This window comes from Gemmatimonas sp. (assembly GCF_027531815.1).
Classification (GTDB): Bacteria; Gemmatimonadota; Gemmatimonadetes; order Gemmatimonadales; family Gemmatimonadaceae; genus Gemmatimonas.
Window position 1 is genome coordinate 1 of record NZ_JAPZSK010000009.1, and the last position, 17675, is coordinate 17675.

Below are 17675 nucleotides of genomic sequence, written 5' to 3' on the forward strand. Positions count from 1 at the left end.
GCACCGGCGTGGCCTTTCATTTCCCGCACTTCGCCATCCTCACCTCGACGGCGATCCTCGCGGGGCAAGGGGCCCGCGGTGGCCAGGGCGGATCCGGGTTGCCCATGCCGCCGGCGCCCAAGGACTCGGCCCCATGACCGACGCGACCGATCTTCCCGAGCTTCTTGATGTCGAGGTGCACAAGTTCCCCAGGTCGCTCGCGCTCGTACCGCACCACCGGACGGGGCGGCTCCAGCGACGCCAGCCGATTCAGGCCCAGTCGCCGAATCTCGGTCACCACCGTGGAGATCGGCAGTTTGTCGTACTGGGCGATACGCCGACTGCTCAAGCGCTGCCGACGCCGCTTCTCGATCTGGCGGCGCCGGTAGCGGACGAGCCGCTGTGGCGAATGAGGCGGCGTCGACGCGCGGTCCTGCAGCGCCTCCGGGGTTTCTCCTCGGCCCGCCGGCACCACGTGTACACAGTCTGACGAGAGACGCCGGCCTCGCGGGCGACCACCGTCACGGGTACGCCGGTCGCGACACGCTGCACCAGCACCTCTCGCCCAACCGGGGTGAGACGTGCCAACTTGTGGATGTTCATGGGGGCTCTGATGGTTGTGGATTGATGTCTCGACAACCTCAGCGTGCAGCCATTATCCCCTGTGAACAACCTCCCTGTCATTTACACCTAGATGTACCCCCCTGCCTACGGGATACGAGGTGTATTCTCACTGATGCAGAAAGTCAGCATATGCATTCCGGTGTTCAACGGTGGGCCGTATTTGTCCGATGCGTTGCATTCGGCGGCGGCACAAAGCTATGAGCACATCGAGATTCTGATCTCAGACAACGGCTCAACCGATGACAGCCCGGAGATCATCGAGCAGTTTGTGAGGAACTGCGGGCGTCCGGCGCGCCGCGTGCGCGGCGCGCTACCGGGAATGGTACAGAACTGGAATCATCTGGGCTTTAGCGCGCAGGGCGTATGGATCAAGTATCTCTTCCATGACGACATGCTACAGCCAAACTGCGTGGAAAGGATGGTTGCCGCAGCGAACCGAGACCCACGGGTTGCGCTTGTCTTCAGCAGGCGCCACGTCGCGGCAAGTGGCGATAGCTCTGATCCTCTCTTTCAACAGTTGGTCAGAGATCTGGAGCAGCTTCATTCGATCTCGTATCCCTTCCGACGTGATGGAGGGTGGTATCTCGGCCGTCGCGACCTCTTGTGGCACAGAACCACGAATTTCATCGGTGAACCAACAAGCGTGCTGATGTCGCGATCGGCGTTTCTGGCTGCAAACGGGTTTTCACTGCGACTGCGGCAGCTGGTTGACTATGAGCTGTGGCTGCGCCTCATGACCATGGGGAACGTGGTCTTTGTCGATGAGGCACTTGCAACGTTTCGAGTGCACGCATCTCAGATGAGTATGTCCAATCTTCGCGACACAGAGAACGCGCGCCGGGCCGAGCGTCGCTGCTTTATGGAGTCACTCACAGGTCCTCTCCTCTTCGGAAGATTGCATCCGCGCGTACAGTCAGAGCTGCGACGCGAGGTCGGCGCGTTGCACGATCCGTGGACCCTTCCACGTGCACGACTCGAAGAACTGCTGTGGAACGCTACTGCGTACAGCCTGCGCTTTATTCGCCGTCGCCGATCAGCGTGAAGTGGTATGGATAGCGCGCTGCATCGTACGACTGCCCAGTTCGCCCCCCATAGTGAGCGCTGAGAAGACCTCTGGCACCTCAGCCCCGGCGGCGGCAGACCACTCCGACCAGGGGTGATGATCGACAGCTTCGAGCGCCTCGCGCCCCTGGCCGAGTTGGTCGCGCAGTTGCGCGAGCGCCCGTTCGACGAGATCGCGCTGATCCTGCTCGTCACCGACGGCGGCTTTCGGCCGGATGGGACCTTTGTGTCGTGGCCCGCCCACGACACGGCGTGCTTGACCGAGGCGTTCCGCCACGCCGTGCTCCGTCTCTTCGTGCGTCTCGAGCTGTTTGGTGAGGAGCAGGCCGCCGGCAGGCTCACCTGGCCACACTCGCGGTTCCACGTCTACATCGCCGTGTGGGTGCCGAAGGAGGACCGGGCGTTCGCCACTCGGCTCGCCCGGTGCTGTGCGCGGAATCCGGTCGCGCTGGAGCGCTTGACGTACGACCGCGTCGCGAGGGCGGTGACGTACCGGTCGGACGAGTCCGACGGACCCACGGCGGGCACGGAGACGATGAACCCGCTGGAGTTCCTGGCGCGAGTGCTCGTGCACATTCCGGAGAAGGGGCACGTCACGACTCTGGCCGAGGTGGACCTGACGCCGGCGTCCCCCCCGCGCATCGTGCGCTTCCGGGCGATGGTGCCGGGCCTGACGTCCAATCCGCAGGCGCTCTGGCTGGAGTCGCGGTAGCGCCGGTTTTCGCCGGACGTCCTCCGGCCCGGCGACGTAGCGGGTGGGGGGCGTGAACCGGTTGCCCCGGTCGGGTTGAGCGCACGACTGATGCCCATTCGCCGCGCCCATCGCGAGCACGAAGCCAACGGGCAACGAAGCAGCTGCCCAGGTACCCAGCACGTGCATCCGGCCACCCAATGACCCGAGGGCGCGTTCGTCGAATGTTTCGGCCGCGCGTCGGAGTGAGCGCCACGAGATGACGCCGCCGCGCGGCCTCCACGTACGACGCACTACGACCACGCTTCACGGTCGCCGGTGCCGTCGGATGGCGGCTCGCGCGGCGGATTGGCATGCGTGCGTTGAGCTGCAGCGTGCCGTGATCGGCCAGTGGAAACGACCGCACCATGATGGCGGAGCGTGATGACACTGGCGCGGTTGATCGTTCGGGGCGTGGCGCTGGCCGGAACCCGCCGCGCGACGGTCGGCGAACCGCGCTGAACGGCAGGGCGCCCATACCGCCCACGTCGGGCAGACTGTTCCGGTCCTCGTGGGCGCCGCCCGCCGTACTGGCGTTTAGAGCGCCGCCAGTGGCTGCGTCGCCGGCACGAGGGCCGGAACCCCCGCCGACGGCGCCCCGCCCGTCGCCACCCCCGGACGTGCGCGCACCACCCGGTTCCGCCCCTCGGCCTTGGCCACGTACAGCGCCGCGTCCGCCCGGGTCAGCCACTCCGACGGCTCCTCACCGGGCGCCAGCTCCGCGCACCCGAACGACGCCGTGACCACCCCGCCCGGCGACGTGAGCTGGGACGCCAGGAGCGCGCGTAGCTCCTCCGCCATCCGCGCCGCCCCTTCCAGCGGCGTGTGCCGCAGCAGCAGCACGAACTCCTCGCCGCCATAGCGGAACAGCTGGTCCGCGTCGCGGATGCGCGACCGCACCAGTCGCGTCAGTTCCACCAGCAGCTGGTCCCCCACCTCATGGCCGTGCCGGTCGTTCACGGCCTTGAAGTGGTCGACGTCCAGCAGCACCAGGCTGGCCTGTTCCCGCTGCCGGGCCAGCTGCCGACGGGCATGGGAGAGCGCTTCGGTCAGCGCGCGCCGGTTCCCCGTACCGGTCAGCGGATCACTCGTGGCGAGCCGCTCGATCTCGCGCTGCTTCTGCTCCACCTCGGTCACCAGCGCGATCATCAGCCCCACTGTCCAGCTGGCTGCCACCAGCAGCACCACCAGCTGGACTACCGGCGCCCGCAGCACCACTGCCGTGAGTACCCCGAGCACCGCCAGGTTCACCGCCGCCATCAGCGTCGCCGTGCGACGCCCGAAGATCACGAAATAGGTGACCAGGCAGGGAAACACCCACGCAGCCACGGTGTCGCGCTCCATGAGCTGCGTGACCACCGAACCCATGAACGGGACGACGGCGATCGCCCACCCCAGCATTCTCAGCCGCTTCGCCCGACGCAGCCCCACCGCGAGCGCGAAACACACGGCGGCAATGGAGAGGTTGAACAGCGCCCGCGTATGCGCCCCGGCACTCCACCGGAAGGCCGCCAGCGGCAGCATCAGTGCCGCGCAGCCGGCGGCAATGAAGAACAGAACCTTGATGCGCAGCCGATCCTCGTCCGCCACACCGGCGGGCCGTGGCGCGCCGTCCGGAGCGAGCGGCGCAGTGTGTTCGGACGCGGGGAACGAAGAGGGGATCACGCGGAGGCGACAGCAGGTGAGGACACACCGGGGGACCCTCACGGACGACTGACGGAGGGGCGGGGTCACCCCACGCCCGGATCGCCCCGCCAGCACCGGACCCCCAGCGCGTCGCGCACCACCGGCACGCATCCAGACGCCTGTACCTCCAGCACGGCCCGGCGCGACAGCGTATCGTGCCACTCCACGTGCAGGTCTTGCCGTGCGGCCAGGACCACGGCCTGCAGTACGCCGGCATAGGGCGTACGGTGCGCCGACGCAGCGCCTGCATACCGTCTACGACGAGCGCTTTGCGCGCGCGTACGGCCCCTGGCGCGCCGTGGTCGTGCAGGTGACCAATACGTTCCTGGCCGGCGACGTGTTCGAGTTGCCACGCGAAGCGGCTCGCCATCTGGACGCAGTGGCTCGACACCACGCCCCTCGCGCCCGTGCCGCACCGGCAGGTGGTGCTCACCATTCCCACGCGCCTCCGGGCGTATTGTCTGTACCGCCGCCTGCTCGGCGAACCGGACCGCGAAGGCCGTGACGTACCGGTCGGACAAGTCCGACGGTCCGACGGCGGGCACGGAGACCGTGGACCCGCTGGAGTTCCTGGCCCGGTTGCTCGTGCACATTCCGGAGAAGGGGCACGTCACGACTCGGCAGTATGGCTGGTATGCCCATCGCGCGCGGGGCATGCGAGGTCGGCGATCGCGCCACACGTTCGACGAATAGTTGACCGACCCCGATTGACATTCCTCTCCCGCGCGGATCGCGAGCCGCCTACCTCCGGCAACGACGCCGGACCACGACGACCCCCAGCAGGCCCGCCCCCATGAGCGCGAAGGTGGCCGGCTCCGGCACGGTGCTCTGGACCTGGCTCGCATCCGCGACGGTGAGATCGTCGAAGGCAAACACGTCGGCGTCATAATCCAGACCGGTCAGGGTGAAATCCACACGGTCAATGGTGTTGCTGCCGAAGAGCACGCCCCAGTAGCGCAGGCCACCGTTCAGCTCCGGCACGAACGTGCCCGACGGCGCCACCTGTGGCTGGATCACCAGCGTGTTCAGCTTGACGCCACCGCCGAAGAGATCGAGTCCGACCGAACCCCCGACGTCGCCGAAGTCGATGCCGTAGAAGCCGAAGCCGGCAACCAGTTGGCTGAAGACGATGGAAAAGTTGGCGACACCGGCGGCCTGCGTCTGGTAGTACTGGCTGCCGCTGATGGCGAACCGGCCGAAGGGGATGATGTCGAGCGGATCCTCGGTCTCGATGTTGCCCGAGCCGGTGAGCGTGGCGATGCCGGCGAAGCCGAAGTCGAGGGCGAGCGGCGCCCCCAGGCCAGGCGCAAAGCTCTCAAGGTTCTGCGTGCCGACGTTATTGGTGAGGTTGCTGAAGAAGGCGTTGCGGGCGGTGAGCGCCGCACCCTGCGGCGCGATCTTCTGCGCGCACATGTTGGGGCCGTTCACGACGCAGCCGGGGTTCTGCGTGAACCCGGTGTAGATCGTCTGCGCGCCGAGGGGTGCCGCGACCAGCAGAAGCGTGGAAAGTGCGATGCACGAGCGCATGGGAGCTCCGTTTGAAAGAGGAAGTACGGTCGAGCCGATGATTCCGCTTCCACTCACCCGCAAGAGCCGATCCAGCCTGACGTGCGAAAGAGGCGGTCGCCAGTCCGTCAACGAGTCGCGCGATACCGCACCTCGCGGTGCGTTGCCTCACTCGGGTCCTGAATCCGAAGTTCGTTGACACGACCGGGCAACGTCGTCGCGGAGCCCCTCGGCGCGTAGACTCCGCCGATCAGGGGTGGCTCCCGTTCTCGTGGGTCGACGCCCCGTTCGGCGACTTCTTCAGCGGACCCGACGGGACGATCGCGATCTTCCCCTTCACCCCGACGCGGCCGCCCGCGAACGCGCGACGGGTCGCGCTCCCCATCTGCCTCCTGATCCGTTCCACCTGCCGCGCAGCGGGCTGAGCGGTCAGGTCTCGAGTGCGCGCTTCATCCTGGACGAGGCCCCCATGGGCGATCGGCGCGGCGTGCAGCCGCACCTGCGCGTGGTGCCGACGCGCGAGGAGATTGTACGGGGCCACGACCCCGTGATGGAGCGGGCGAAGGGATGCGGGCGCATGGCGACCACCGATCACCCGAAGGCGTCCGCCGGACCTTCCTGATCGCCCGCATGCCCTTGCCGATCACCCCGGCGGCAGCGGATCGGGCCACGCCAGCGGGATGCCTCCTGCCACAAGCTGCCGCTGGTAGTTGGCCAATAACGCAGGGGTGTGGCGCACGGCGCGCGGCGTGGTGCCGTGCCGCCTCGCGACCGCCACCAGGTGCCCCACCGCCTCTCCCACGTTCCACTCGATGGGGTGCAGGCGGTAGCAGCCGTTGGTGAGGTGCGTGACCCCCAGGTTCTTGCCGGCGGGGAGGAGGTTCTCCATGCGCCGCGGCAGCAGCGCCCCCAGCGGGATCTGGAAGGGGAGCGTGTCGCCGTAGCGGCCGCGGTCGCCGCGCGTGGAGACGTGCAGGTCCATGGAGTAGTGCCCGATCCCCACGCTGTCGGGCCACGGGTACGCCCGCGCCGCCTCCTGTGACGCCCCGGTGTCCGCCATGCGCCCCTCCAGCGTCACGTGCTGCTCCAGCACCGTGGCCTCCGCGAGGATGCGCCGCCCCTCGCGGATGTACGGCGCCTTGGCCAGCCCGTCGGCGGTGCCCACCACGTCGGGGCGCAGCCGAAGCCCGCGCCACCCCTGGCCCCCATCGGGGCGCGGGCACTCCACCTGCAGCCAATACAGCAGCGACAGGCTGAGCTGCCGTGCCGCCTCCAGGTGCCGCGCGGCATCGGCCGCGGTGCCGTCGGTGAGCGACCCCCACGCGTAGTCATTCTGGATCCAGTTGACGATGGTGCAGTCCTGGTCGAACGCGCCCCCCGCGCTCCCCGGCGTGAACAGGTCGCGGTCCACGATGCGGCGATAGCTCCAGAACCCCTTCCGCGCCACGGGATCGAAGCCGATGGGGCGGCTGTCGGGGTCGTCGAAAGAGAGCAGCGGCGCCCCCGCCACCTCGTCGGAGCGCATGCGCTGCGCGCGCCACCGGTCGTACTGCGCCGGGCGCGCGATGGTGTGGTCCTCCCCCGGGCGCCAGTCCATGGCGAAGCACACGGTGAACCCCTGCACGTTGTCGGGCTCCGGCGCGTCCTTGGCGTGCGGCTCGCCGGTTTGTGCGCGCGACTCGGCGCCCACCATGTACTCGGTGCCGGTGAGCGGGAGCAGGTCCCCCAACTCGGTGGCGTCGGCAAACCAGGGGGCCTCGAGCACCACGTCGCGACCCGTCTCCAGCGACCGGGCCCGCAGGGCGCGCACGCGGTCGCCCTGCACGTCGGCGTCCACCACGCGGTGCCGCCGCAGGATGCGCAGCATGCCCGCGCCCTCGTGCGGCGCCAGCAGCACCTCCAGCTCGGCCAGCCACGCGCGCGGGTCGGCGCAGAGGCGGGAGACCCAGCCGCTGCCGGGGTTGAGGCGCGCGATGGTGCGGGCGCGCGCGGTGAGCGGGTAGTCGCGGCGGTAGCGCGCGCGGACCGCCTCGCGCAGCGCGCGGTAGCTGGCGGTGCCGCCGATGGTCTCGATCCACCGGTTCTCGTCGGGGGGGACGGCCTGCGCGGTGAGCTGCCCACCGATCCAGTCGGTCTCCTCGGTGAGGATCACGCGGAGGCCGTTGGCGCAGGCGGCCAGCGCGGCGGCGCACCCGCCCAGCCCGCCGCCGGCAATGACGAGGTCGGCGCGCGTCCCCCCCACCGGCGCCCCGCGCGGACGCAGCGGCCGGCAGGCGGGGGCCAGCAGCACCAGCGGTGCGCCGAGGGCCAGCTGGCGGATGACGTCGCGACGGGAGGGCATGGGAAGGCTGGGCGGGCTCATCGGGTCCAGAACACCAGGCTGCCGCACCCCGACATCCCTGGCTCGACCTGCGGCGGCACCAGTCCGGCGGCGTACACCTCCACCCCCGGCAGCGTCTCGGGTTTCACCAGCAGGTCGATGTCGGTGAGCGACGCGGCGCCCGGGGGGAAGCCGTTGAGGTAGACCGCGGGGGTGCACCGGTCGGCGATCACCCCATCATGGTGAGCACCGGGTAGATGGGCAACAGCACTAACCGGTAGCATGGGTAACAGCCATTCAAACTGCATCTTCGCTTCAACTCCCGCGAGGAGCGACGATGCCGTGGTCGGAGACCGCACCGGTGGAGCAGCGCCCGCAGTTTATCGAAGACTATCAGGGGGCTTCTATCCCCTGTCCGCATCGCATCCGCGACGTCGTGGCGAGCATTTACGTCAGGCGCGAAAGAAGCATCAGGACTGGGGACCGGCGAAGCTGCTCGATTGGCTTGCCGCCCGTCATCCGCACATCGAGTGGCCGGCGACGACTACCGCGGGGGACTTGCTGGCACGCCGCGGCTTGGTGGTCAAGCGACGGCGCCGGCGCCACATCGGCACCCTGGGGTGGTGGCGCCCGTGACCACGACGCCGAACGATCGGTAGACGGCCGACTTCAAGGGGCAGTTCACCACGCGAGACGGCATCTGGTCCATCATCTTCACCACCGTCCTCTTGGCCAAGCTCGACGAACGGGACCGCATCATTCGCGGGTAACCCGTTCAACAGTGTTGCCCATGTTGCCGGTTTACTCCGTTACCCATCTCCCCCCGGTTGCTCATGGCCCCGCGTTCGCGGACAGAGCGCACGTCGCTACTGCAAGTCCGCCGGTGACGTTGCGGTGGTGTTTCGAAGCTGCTCTCGGCCTGCCGCAGCGTCTTGGCGATCGGCTTCGGGCGGAACTGGCCCGTACGGCGCGCCCTGCCCCCACGAACGGCCGGGGCCCCTACCGCCCCTACCGCTTCACCTCCCGCGTGTTGTCCCCCGGGTTGCGGTCGATCAGCAGGGAGTAGGGATCGATCCCCGCGCGTGTGGGCGGCTTCGGCACCACGAAGGTGTGCCGGCTCATCCCCGTCGTGACCTTCACGCGCCGGATGGCCAGCGGCCGCCCGAGCCGCGCACCGGACTCGGGCGCGTCGAACACTCCCACATCCACGTAGTCCGCCATCGGGATCGCGGTCTCGTTCCCCAGCGAGTCGGCGCGGAACTTCTTCGCCGTGGCCACCACGGTCACCTCGTACTGCCCATCGGCACGCTGGCGACTGGTCGCGCTGTCCGCCCGCACGTCCCACAGGGTGATCGTGTCGAAGTAGTCGGTGAGGGCATAGCGCAGCGAGTCCGGCGTGGCCGCGGTCAGGTGCCGCATGAGGTCGAACGTCGTCGCGTACGGGGGGCCGGTGAAGCGCCCCTCGTCGAGGTACGCGCGAATGGCCCGGTGCAGCGTCGCCTCACCAATGAGCTCCCGCAGCGCGAAGAGCGCGAGCGAGCCCTTCTGGTACCACACGTACGACTCGCGATCCACCCGCGTGAGCGGGCGCTCGCTGCGGGTCTCCGACGCGCGCCCGCGCAGGTAGCGGTCGAGCTCCGACCGCAGGAACTTCTGCGTGAACGGCAGCCCGTGCCTGCGCGCGGTCGCCACGAGGGCTGCGTACTCCGACAGCGCTTCCGACAGCGCCTGCGCCCCCTCCACGTCGGCGGGCATGCGCTGGTACGGGAACCACTGGTGCGCGATCTCGTGCGCGGTCACGAAGTACGGCAGGTCGGTATCCTCCACGTCGGTGCTGTCCACGCGCGCGACGAAGCCGATCCCCTCCGAGTAGGGCACCGTGTTCGGGAACGACTGCGCGAACCCCTGATACCGGGGGAACTCCACGATGCGCAACTGCCGGTGCTGGTAGGGCCCGAACTCCTGCGTGTAGAGCGCCAGCGACGCCTGCGACGCCTCGATCATGCGCGCCACGTTGAAGCGGTGGGCGGGATGGTGATACACCTCGATGGGCACCTGCCCCCACTTGCCCCGCGTCACGGTCCATCGCGCCGAGAGCACCGCGAAGAAGTTGGGCATCGGGGCGTCCATCACGTAGCGGAAGTACCGGCGCCCGTCCGCCGTCCACTCCCGCTCGAGGTAGCCGGGCGCCATCGCGATCTGGTCGGGGTCGGTGCTCACGGTGGCGTCGAACGCCACGAAGTCGGCGTCGGCGGTGAAGCTCTGGCGCTGCAGCCCGGCCACATCGGTGCGCGGGAGCGCACGACGCGTTGGGGGCAGGCCGTACTTCTTTCGCAGTTCGTCGCTGCCGAGTTCGCCCCCCTGGCTGTAGCCAAGCGTCGGGAACCAGTCGCGGTTGAGGAAGGTGCCGTTCTCGACCAGCGAGCGGTCGGGGGCCCCGTTGGGGAAGCCGCGCGCGGCGAGGCGCTGGACGACGTGCAGGCGCAACGTGTCACCCGGCGCCAAGGGCTGCGCCAGGCGCAGCAGCCGGACCCCGAACGCGGTGTCGGCGGCGAGGAGGGTGGCCCCCCGGTCGAAGACGAGCGAATCGAGCGTCACGGCGAGCCCCGGCGCGTCGCTCGCGACGTTCACCAGCACGCTGTCGAGCGCGCGGTCGGTGCGGTTGACCATGGTGTAGCGGGTCGAGAGCCGCGCCGTGCGCGCGGTCGGGGCGAGGTCCACGGCGAGGCTCGTCGCCACGACCTTCGGCACGCGAAGCGCCTCGAGCGGCCGCCAGCGGCGCTCGTACTCCACCTGTCGCCGTTCGGTGCTCTTCCGCGACTCGTACCGGTTGAGGACGTTCGCGTTGTAGAAGAAGGTGCCGCCGAAGGCCGCCATGCCGAACACGCCACCGGCCGTGGCCACGCGGGCCGGCCGGCGGAAGCGGGTCGCGAGCCGCACGCCGAGCGGCGCGGCCGCGGTCCCGCGCGGCCACGCCACGTACGCCACCGCGAGCAGCACCGCCGCGAGCGAGAGCGAGTATCCGTGCAGCGTCACCAGCGCCGGCAGCACGTCGCCCAGCCCATTGAGGTCGGTCCAGGTGAAGTCGGGCGACGTCCCCACCTGCAGCAGCTGGTGTGTGTACCCGAGGTTGCTCAGCGCGATGTTGGCCACGAAGACGAGGATGACAACCACGTGCCCGATCGCCTTGCGCGGCACGAGCGCCTGCGCGAGGAACGCGAGCGCCGTCATCGCGATCCACCCCGGGAAGTCGTAGGGATACGTGTGCCACAAGTACACCGGCACGTCCACCACGGGAAAGCCCTTGAGCAGGGGCACGGCCATCCCGGCGAGCATCACCGCCGTCGCATACGCGAACAGGACACCGAGCATGGCCGTGTACTTGCCGAGCAGCACGGCGGCGGTGGGCACGGGCGTCGCATCCGCGACCTGGTCGGCGCGGAGCTGGCGCTCGCGCCAGACCAGTTCCCCGGCGTAGAACGTCAGCAGCACGATCATGAACAGCGCGTTGCCCCCGATCACGCTCTCCGACACGATCCAGCTCATCGGCCAGCTGCGGCTGATGCCGCTCTGGTCGGCGAACCACGCGTTCATGATGGTGTTGATCATCCCGATCGCCGCGATCGCGAGGAACGGGACCGACCGGATCATGGCCGTGGCCTGGAAGCGGGTCACGTCCCACCACGCCGTCCCGAGCGACGGCGCGCGCCGCCGCCCGGTCGCGGCGGCCGGTGCGCTCGAGGGCACCGGGACCGGCACCGCGCCGCTCGCGGCCGTCGCGGCCGGTGCCGCCTTGCGGCGCCGCCCGGTGAGGGGCGCCCCGACTTCGAGCCGCGTGAACCGGAACGCGACCGCAAGCAGCACGGCGCCGATCGCCGCCCAGAGGGCACGGTTCGCGAGCAGGAAGCTGCCCAGCGGCAGCAGCCGGGTGTTGCGCTCGGCAGGCGTCCAGTAGCGCGTCTCGAGGCTGATCGAGCGGATGGCGAACGGATCGACCAGGTTCGCGATCTGGTCGTAATCCAGCGTGCGGATGAGATTGGCCGCAATGGAGTAGCCGACCAGCAGCAGGATTCCGGCGACATACACGGTGAACGCACTGCGGGTGAGCGTGCCCGTCGTGAAGATCAGCGCACTCAGGAAGAACACCCCAGGCACGCCGATCACCAGAAAGGGCTGCACGTAATCCCAGACCCGGATCGCCTGCACCGTCTCGGGGTTCACCCACGGCATGGCGGTGCCCAGCAGCGCTCCCACGGGCAGCGCCGCGAACACCAGCAGCATCGCGGCGAAGGCGGCGAGGTACTTGGCGCCGAGGTAGCCGCGCCGCGTGAGTCGCGTGGTGAAGAGCAGCTCGTGGACGCCAACGTCCACGTCGCGGAGCACGGTCGTTCCCACGAGGGCACTGGTGATGATCTGCCCGATCGCGAGCATGATGCCGTACATCTGCGCGAGCGAATAGGGGCTGTTCTTCTTGACTTTCCCGAGCGACTCCCCGATCAGGATCGCGTCGGTGCTGATCGCAAAGAAGGCCAGCAGGAACATGATGGCCACGTAGAGCCACGTGACGGGGCGACGGAAGTGGCTCCGCAGTTCGAAGGCGAGGAGGTGGCCGAACATCAGGCCTCCGCCGGCACGCGCCCGCCCGCGGCCGTGGCGAGGCGATGGAAGTACACATCCTCGAGCACCGGTTCGACGGCCTCGAAGCCGTCACCCGGGTCGGATTCGGCGTACACGTGGAGCACGGTGCTGCCGGCGGCGAGCCGCGCCGAAATGACCTCGTGGCGCGCGCGGTACGCCTCGGCCTGCGCGCGGGGGACGGTACGGCGCCAGATGCGCCCACGCACCTCGTCGAGGATGCGCTGCGGGGCCCCGTGCACGATCACGCGCCCCTGATTGATGATCGCCATCTGCGAGCAGAGCTCGCGCACATCCTCGACGATGTGCGTGGAGAGGATGACCACGACCTCCTCGCTGATGTCGGCAAGAAGGTTGAGGAAGCGGTTGCGTTCCGTGGGGTCGAGGCCGGCGGTGGGCTCGTCCACGATGAGCAGGCGGGGGCTGCCAGCGAGGGCAATCGCGATGCCGAGGCGCTGCTTCATGCCGCCGGAGAACCCGCCCACGCTCTTCCCACGGACCTCGTGGAGATTCACCTGGTGCAGCAAGCGATCGACGAGCGCCTTGCGCTCGGCGCGATCACCGACCCCCTTGAGCGACGCGAAGTGATCGAGCACCGCGTCGGCCGGCATGTTGGGATAGAGCCCGAACTCCTGGGGCAGGTAGCCGAGCTGGGCGCGCAGGCGCTCCGGTTCCGCAAGAACGTCGATGTCGCCGAAGTGGATGGTCCCGGCGTCGGGCGGCTGCAGCGTCGCGATGGTGCGCATCAGCGAGGATTTTCCCGCCCCATTTGGCCCAAGGAGCCCGAACATCCCCGGCTCGATGGTGAGCGAGATGCCGCGGAGGGCGTGCACACCATTGGGATAGGTCTTCGACAGTTCTTGAATGCGGAGCGACATAGGGCGGACCACGCGTCGGGAGTGAGGTGAGGGGCGCACGCGGAACAGCGTGCCGTCGCCTACGAGAAGGTTTCGGGAACGGTTTCACGCCGCCCCGAGGTGACCGCGGTGCCAACGGTAGGGCGCGGACAGCTGGGCGACCCGGTGTCCGGGTCGTCGGCAGGTAATGGAGGTGGCAGCGCAGCCGGGGACCGGCGGCATGCGGCGGCTCATGGCGGCCGCGACGCCCCGCGCTCAGGTCAGCGTGAACGCCAGCTCGCCAAGTCCCTGCACCGAGCAGGCCACCGCATCGCCCGGCTTCAGCCACTGCCGCCGCTCTGGCGCCATGCCCTGAATGACGCCGGCCGGCGTGCCGGTGAAGATGAGATCGCCCGGCTTGAGCGTGAAATACTGTGAGATGTAGCTCACCATCTGCCGCGTACCGAAGATGAAGTCGGACGTGCTGGACGACTGCCGCGTCTCGCCATTGACGCGGCACTCGATGGTGAGGTTGTCGGGATCCACCTGGTCGGCGGTGACGAGATACGGACCAATCGGCGCGAAGCCGTCGAGCGCCTTCCCCACCATCCATTGCCCGCCGCGGCCGTTCTGCAGGTCGCGCGCCGTGAAGTCGTTGCCGGTGGCGTACCCGGCCACGTGCGAGAGCGCCTCGGCTTCGGAGACGCGCTTCGCCGTCCGCCCGATCACGATGACCAGCTCCACCTCGTAGTCGTACTGGGTGGCCAGATCGACGGGCAGCGTCACCGTGCCGCCGTGGTTGTTGAGCGAGGCGTTGAACTTGTTGAAGAGGACCGGATGCGCCGGGATCGCTGCGCCGACCTCCTCGGCGTGCCGGCGATAGTTGAGACCGACGCAGACGATCTTGTCCGGACGGCGCACCAGCGGCCCGTACACGAGGCCCTCCTCGGGGCGGAACGCCGGGGCAGCCGCCGGCGTCGTGAGCGCTGCCTCCACCACGGCCTGCACGCTCGGCCCGTCCTCCTGCTGCAGCAGGTCGTCCAGCGTCGACGGCGCGTACAGGCGCAGCAGCTCCGCCGCACGCGCGACGTCGAGGATGCCCTTGGCGGTCTTCGCGCCGAGGCGGTCGAGGGTGCCGTCGCGGAACGAGAGCAGCGTGAGCCCCCGCGCGAGGCCGGTGCCCAGCGTCCGCGCCGGCGTGGTGGACGGACCCGGCGCACAGCCGGCGGCGGCCAGCGCGCCAATCGCGCCAGCGGATTTCAGGAAGTCGCGGCGATCGAAGCTCATGACGCGCGAATATACGCCGCGTACGGAACGGTGCCGGCGGGGGGCCGGAAAACTTTCCGACGTCGAGGCCCGTACGACGCCTATGGCATGCCGGGCCGAGCCCCGGCACGTCGGCGGACCACCGCCGCTTGTACCCTCAACCAGAGTTCCGTATGGCATCATCACCCACGCCCGGTACGCGCCGCGGCTTCCTCGCCCGCCTCGCCACACTCGTCGGCGGAACCTCGCTCGGCGCCGGGGCGCTGACCTCGCTCGGTGCACAACCGCCTCGCCGTGCGGGCAGAGGGGCCGCGCCCGGGCCAGCGGCTGCACAGCCGCCCGCGCCTCCGGCCCCACCGGCCACGCCGCTCGTGCACGCCGAAGACGCCTGGCTCGACACGCTACCGCGCGGCCACCGCATGGTGTTCGACGCCTTCACGCTACCGGGCGTCCTGAACGCCGGACGCTACTGCAACAACTGGATCCGCTCGAATGAATCCGGCTACGGGCTCACACCGGCCCAGCTCGGAGCGGTGATCGTCCTGCGGGCAGGGGCAACGATCTTCGCCTTCGACGACACGATCTGGAGCAAGTATCCGCTGGTTGCCCAGCAGACGCGGGTCGACCCCGCCACAGGGAAGCCCTTCGCGTTCAACCCGTTCCTGCGCACGCCCGGCGGCGACGCGCTGACGCAGGGCGTCCAGTGGAAGGAGCTCGTGGACCTCGGGGTGCACTTCGCCGTCTGCAACGGAACGACGACCGGGCTTGCCTCGGCAATTGCGGGCGCGACCGCGGGTGGGAGCCCCGACGCCGCGGCGGTTGAAGCAGTACGGCAGGAGCTGGCCGCCCACCTCGTGCCGAACGGGCATCTCATGGCGACCGGGATCGTCGCCCTCGGGCGCGCGCAGGAGAAGGGCTACGCCTTCGGCTGCGGCGGGTAAGGCGCGGGGGCCGTTTGCGGGCCCCACCGCCATCAGCCCCACGCTGCCCTTCTTCCCGGCGCGGCACGGGCGATAGCTTTGTCGCTTGGCTCCCTCCCCCCTCGCCCCCGTTCGCCATGTCGTGGACCAACGCAGTCGCCTTCATCACCGGAGCGGGCTCCGGCATTGGTCGGGCGCTTGCCCTCGCGCTGGCCCGACATGGCGCACAGGTCACCGTCGCCGATATCAACCGGGACGCCGCCGAGCGGGTGGCGGCGGAGGCCGGGCCAACCGCCAGCGCCGTCGTGGTGGATGTGCGGAATGCGGAGGAGGTGCGCGCGGCCATCGAGGCGGCTGCCGCCGGCGGGCGGCTCGACCTGCTGGTCAACAACGCGGGCATCGGCGTCTCGGGGGAAACGCACGAGATTCCGCTCGCCCACTGGGAGCACATCCTCGACATCAACGTGCGTGGGGTTATCCACGGGGTGGCCGCTGGCTACCCGATCATGGTGCGTCAGGGGCACGGGCACATCCTGAACGTCGCGTCGCTTGCCGGTCTGGGTCCGGCGCCGCTCTTCACGCCGTACGCCATGACCAAGCACGCCGTGGTTGGCCTGAGCACGAGCCTGCGCATCGAGGCCGCGGTACACGGCGTGAAGGTGCACGTGCTCTGCCCGTCGGCGATCGAGACGCCGCTGCTCGACTCCACGCCGCCGGCTGATCTGCCTGGGATCCCCTGGCGCCCCGACACACGCCGCCTGCTCGAGGCGTTCGCCGGACCGCCCTATGGGGTCGAGGCGTTGGCGCGGGAAACGCTCGACGCGGTCGAACGGAACGAAGGCATCATCGTGCGCCCGTCGCGGGCCCGTTTCCTCTGGCGCCTGGGGCGCTGGTTCCCGGCGCTCGTCGAGCGCGGCGGCCTCGCCGCCGTTGAACGGGAGCGCCGCGCGCGGCGGTGACACGCCACCGGGGCCGGACAAGTGCCGAAGCCCCTGCAACCGCCCCTGCAACCGCCCCTGCGACCAGTCCTACGACCGCCGCGACGCCCGCAGTCGCATCAGCGCGTACGCGTTGTTCAGGACGGTCAGCAGCAGCACCGCCACGAAGCCGGCGAGGGCATCGAAGTGGTTCAGGACGGTAATGAGGACCGCAGCACCCGCGACGTAGACGACGACGAAGCCCGTTACCCCCGCGCGCGCGATCACTGCGCGGTGCAATCCGTTGTCCTCGATGGCCGCGCCCGCCAGGCGGACACCGATGACCGTGGTGATGAGATCAAGTAGCGCGAGACCGGTGGCGAGGCGAAGCAGCATGGGTGGTGAGGAGAAGGGGAACGACAGCCGCCCGGTTACCCACGTCGCTCCGGCGACGCATCCTGCGCGAGCACCTCGCGCACACGCCGCTCGGCCTCATGAATGGGCAACGCCACGCGCGCGAGATCCGGCGCCCCGGACACCCCGAGCACCTCCAGCACCCGGTCTGGGCCAGACTCCCCTCGATCATCGAGCCCCTCGATGCGCCGAATGGGCTTCCGTCGTCCGGAGAAGCGAGCACCCTGGACGCGCCCGGCACAGTAGTGCAGTCGCCAGTGCATCGCCTGGCGGGTTCGTCGCGCCTGCGATTCGCGCGGATCATCGGCGATCGTGGACACGTCGAGCAAGACCGTGCCGCCGTGCCCATCGTCGACGCCGTAGAACACGCCATGCTCGTGCGGCACCACGAAACTCGTCTCGTCGAACTCGACCACCACCACCCGCTCCCGGCCGTCCGCCAACGCCGCCGTGGCGCGCGCCTTCTGCTCGGCGAGCGCCTCGTGCGAGTATCGGCTGTCCCTGAGCGACACGATCAGCAGGAAGCCGTACAGGAGGCCCAGCGCCCAGAGGGCGGCAGGCATTCGCCGCTGCAGATCCGGGAGCGCATCGAACCACCAGAACGCCGCCACCATGATGCCGGCGACGCCGCACAACAGCACCACAAAGACCCCGGTCATGTTCGCCACCAAGCTCCAGCGCAGCCTCGTCAGCGAGCCGTGATAGGTCGCCGCCGCTCGCAGGCGTGTACTGGCCTGAGATGACAGCGGGACATCCGTCATGGAGAACATCGTGGGCGCC

General features: G+C 69.4%; 15 protein-coding genes. 6 read left to right on the forward strand and 9 right to left on the reverse strand.

The window, feature by feature from the left end:
- The first annotated feature begins 133 nt into the window (after positions 1-133).
- From O9271_RS11835 to O9271_RS11845, 3 genes are all read left to right on the forward strand, one after another.
- Positions 134-469: a hypothetical protein gene (locus O9271_RS11835; protein WP_298269841.1), complete on the forward strand. Its 336-nt coding sequence runs from the start codon at positions 134-136 to the stop codon at positions 467-469.
- 246 nt (positions 470-715) lie between these two features.
- Positions 716-1645: a glycosyltransferase gene (locus O9271_RS11840; protein WP_298269844.1), complete on the forward strand. Its 930-nt coding sequence runs from the start codon at positions 716-718 to the stop codon at positions 1643-1645.
- 117 nt (positions 1646-1762) lie between these two features.
- Positions 1763-2377: a transposase gene (locus O9271_RS11845; protein WP_298269847.1), complete on the forward strand. Its 615-nt coding sequence runs from the start codon at positions 1763-1765 to the stop codon at positions 2375-2377.
- A gap of 555 nt (positions 2378-2932) precedes the next feature.
- Here O9271_RS11845 and O9271_RS11850 read toward each other — a convergent pair.
- Positions 2933-4060 (reverse strand): GGDEF domain-containing protein, encoded by a 1128-nt coding sequence (locus O9271_RS11850; protein ID WP_298269849.1) that lies wholly within the window; start codon positions 4058-4060, stop codon positions 2933-2935.
- A gap of 477 nt (positions 4061-4537) precedes the next feature.
- Between O9271_RS11850 and O9271_RS18470 the strand changes: the two genes are divergently transcribed.
- Entirely contained in the window at positions 4538-4774 is a 237-nt protein-coding gene (locus O9271_RS18470; protein WP_343213906.1) for a transposase, read from the forward strand.
- Between the two features lie 48 nt (positions 4775-4822).
- On the opposite strand, the gene O9271_RS11860 is transcribed toward O9271_RS18470, so the two are convergent.
- The 6 genes from O9271_RS11860 to O9271_RS11885 form a co-directional block, all read right to left on the reverse strand.
- Positions 4823-5608 carry a PEP-CTERM sorting domain-containing protein gene (locus O9271_RS11860; protein WP_298269852.1) on the reverse strand — a complete coding sequence of 262 codons (786 nt, stop codon included), beginning with the start codon at positions 5606-5608 and terminating at the stop codon, positions 4823-4825.
- Between the two features lie 622 nt (positions 5609-6230).
- Positions 6231-7928: an FAD-dependent oxidoreductase gene (locus O9271_RS11865; protein WP_298269854.1), complete on the reverse strand. Its 1698-nt coding sequence runs from the start codon at positions 7926-7928 to the stop codon at positions 6231-6233.
- 17 nt (positions 7929-7945) lie between these two features.
- Entirely contained in the window at positions 7946-8140 is a 195-nt protein-coding gene (locus O9271_RS11870; protein WP_298269856.1) for a hypothetical protein, read from the reverse strand.
- 775 nt (positions 8141-8915) lie between these two features.
- Positions 8916-12524: a M1 family aminopeptidase gene (locus O9271_RS11875; protein ID WP_298269859.1), complete on the reverse strand. Its 3609-nt coding sequence runs from the start codon at positions 12522-12524 to the stop codon at positions 8916-8918.
- Positions 12524-13420 (reverse strand): ABC transporter ATP-binding protein, encoded by an 897-nt coding sequence (locus tag O9271_RS11880; protein ID WP_298269862.1) that lies wholly within the window; start codon positions 13418-13420, stop codon positions 12524-12526. Before O9271_RS11880 ends, O9271_RS11875 begins: the two co-directional genes overlap by 1 nt.
- A 234-nt stretch (positions 13421-13654) precedes the next feature.
- Complete coding sequence (locus tag O9271_RS11885; protein ID WP_298269865.1) at positions 13655-14665, reverse strand: fumarylacetoacetate hydrolase family protein; 1011 nt, start codon at positions 14663-14665, stop codon at positions 13655-13657.
- Positions 14666-14817: 152 nt separating this feature from the next.
- Here O9271_RS11885 and O9271_RS11890 point away from each other — a divergent pair, with 152 nt between their 5' ends.
- Both O9271_RS11890 and O9271_RS11895 read left to right on the forward strand, forming a co-directional pair.
- The gene (locus tag O9271_RS11890; protein ID WP_298269867.1) at positions 14818-15585 is read left to right on the forward strand and encodes a hypothetical protein; all 768 of its coding nucleotides are present in this window, start codon (positions 14818-14820) and stop codon (positions 15583-15585) included.
- A 116-nt stretch (positions 15586-15701) separates the two neighbouring features.
- A complete protein-coding gene (locus O9271_RS11895; RefSeq protein WP_298269869.1) occupies positions 15702-16523 on the forward strand; it encodes an SDR family oxidoreductase in 822 nt (273 codons plus the stop codon).
- Between the two features lie 69 nt (positions 16524-16592).
- Here the strand turns inward: O9271_RS11895 and O9271_RS11900 are convergent, their stop codons facing one another.
- Both O9271_RS11900 and O9271_RS11905 read right to left on the reverse strand, forming a co-directional pair.
- The gene (locus tag O9271_RS11900) at positions 16593-16877 is read right to left on the reverse strand and encodes a hypothetical protein (protein WP_298269871.1); all 285 of its coding nucleotides are present in this window, start codon (positions 16875-16877) and stop codon (positions 16593-16595) included.
- A gap of 35 nt (positions 16878-16912) precedes the next feature.
- On the reverse strand, positions 16913-17656 hold the full coding sequence (locus O9271_RS11905) for a hypothetical protein (protein WP_298269874.1): 744 nt from the start codon (positions 17654-17656) through the stop codon (positions 16913-16915).
- Between the last annotated feature and the right edge of the window lie 19 nt (positions 17657-17675).

Excerpts from the sequence above, each read along its gene's own strand:
- O9271_RS11865 (WP_298269854.1), bottom strand. The coding sequence starts at position 7,928 with ATGCCCTCCCGTCGCGACGTCATCCGCCAGCTGGCCCTCGGCGCACCG.
- O9271_RS11840 (WP_298269844.1), top strand. The coding sequence starts at position 716 with ATGCAGAAAGTCAGCATATGCATTCCGGTGTTCAACGGTGGGCCGTAT.
- O9271_RS11895 (WP_298269869.1), top strand. The coding sequence starts at position 15,702 with ATGTCGTGGACCAACGCAGTCGCCTTCATCACCGGAGCGGGCTCCGGC.
- O9271_RS11860 (WP_298269852.1), bottom strand. The coding sequence starts at position 5,608 with ATGCGCTCGTGCATCGCACTTTCCACGCTTCTGCTGGTCGCGGCACCC.
- O9271_RS11890 (WP_298269867.1), top strand. The coding sequence starts at position 14,818 with ATGGCATCATCACCCACGCCCGGTACGCGCCGCGGCTTCCTCGCCCGC.
- O9271_RS11875 (WP_298269859.1), bottom strand. The coding sequence starts at position 12,524 with ATGTTCGGCCACCTCCTCGCCTTCGAACTGCGGAGCCACTTCCGTCGC.
- O9271_RS11880 (WP_298269862.1), bottom strand. The coding sequence starts at position 13,420 with ATGTCGCTCCGCATTCAAGAACTGTCGAAGACCTATCCCAATGGTGTG.
- O9271_RS11905 (WP_298269874.1), bottom strand. The coding sequence starts at position 17,656 with ATGACGGATGTCCCGCTGTCATCTCAGGCCAGTACACGCCTGCGAGCG.
- O9271_RS11845 (WP_298269847.1), top strand. The coding sequence starts at position 1,763 with ATGATCGACAGCTTCGAGCGCCTCGCGCCCCTGGCCGAGTTGGTCGCG.
- O9271_RS11900 (WP_298269871.1), bottom strand. The coding sequence starts at position 16,877 with ATGCTGCTTCGCCTCGCCACCGGTCTCGCGCTACTTGATCTCATCACC.
- O9271_RS11885 (WP_298269865.1), bottom strand. The coding sequence starts at position 14,665 with ATGAGCTTCGATCGCCGCGACTTCCTGAAATCCGCTGGCGCGATTGGC.
- O9271_RS11835 (WP_298269841.1), top strand. The coding sequence starts at position 134 with ATGACCGACGCGACCGATCTTCCCGAGCTTCTTGATGTCGAGGTGCAC.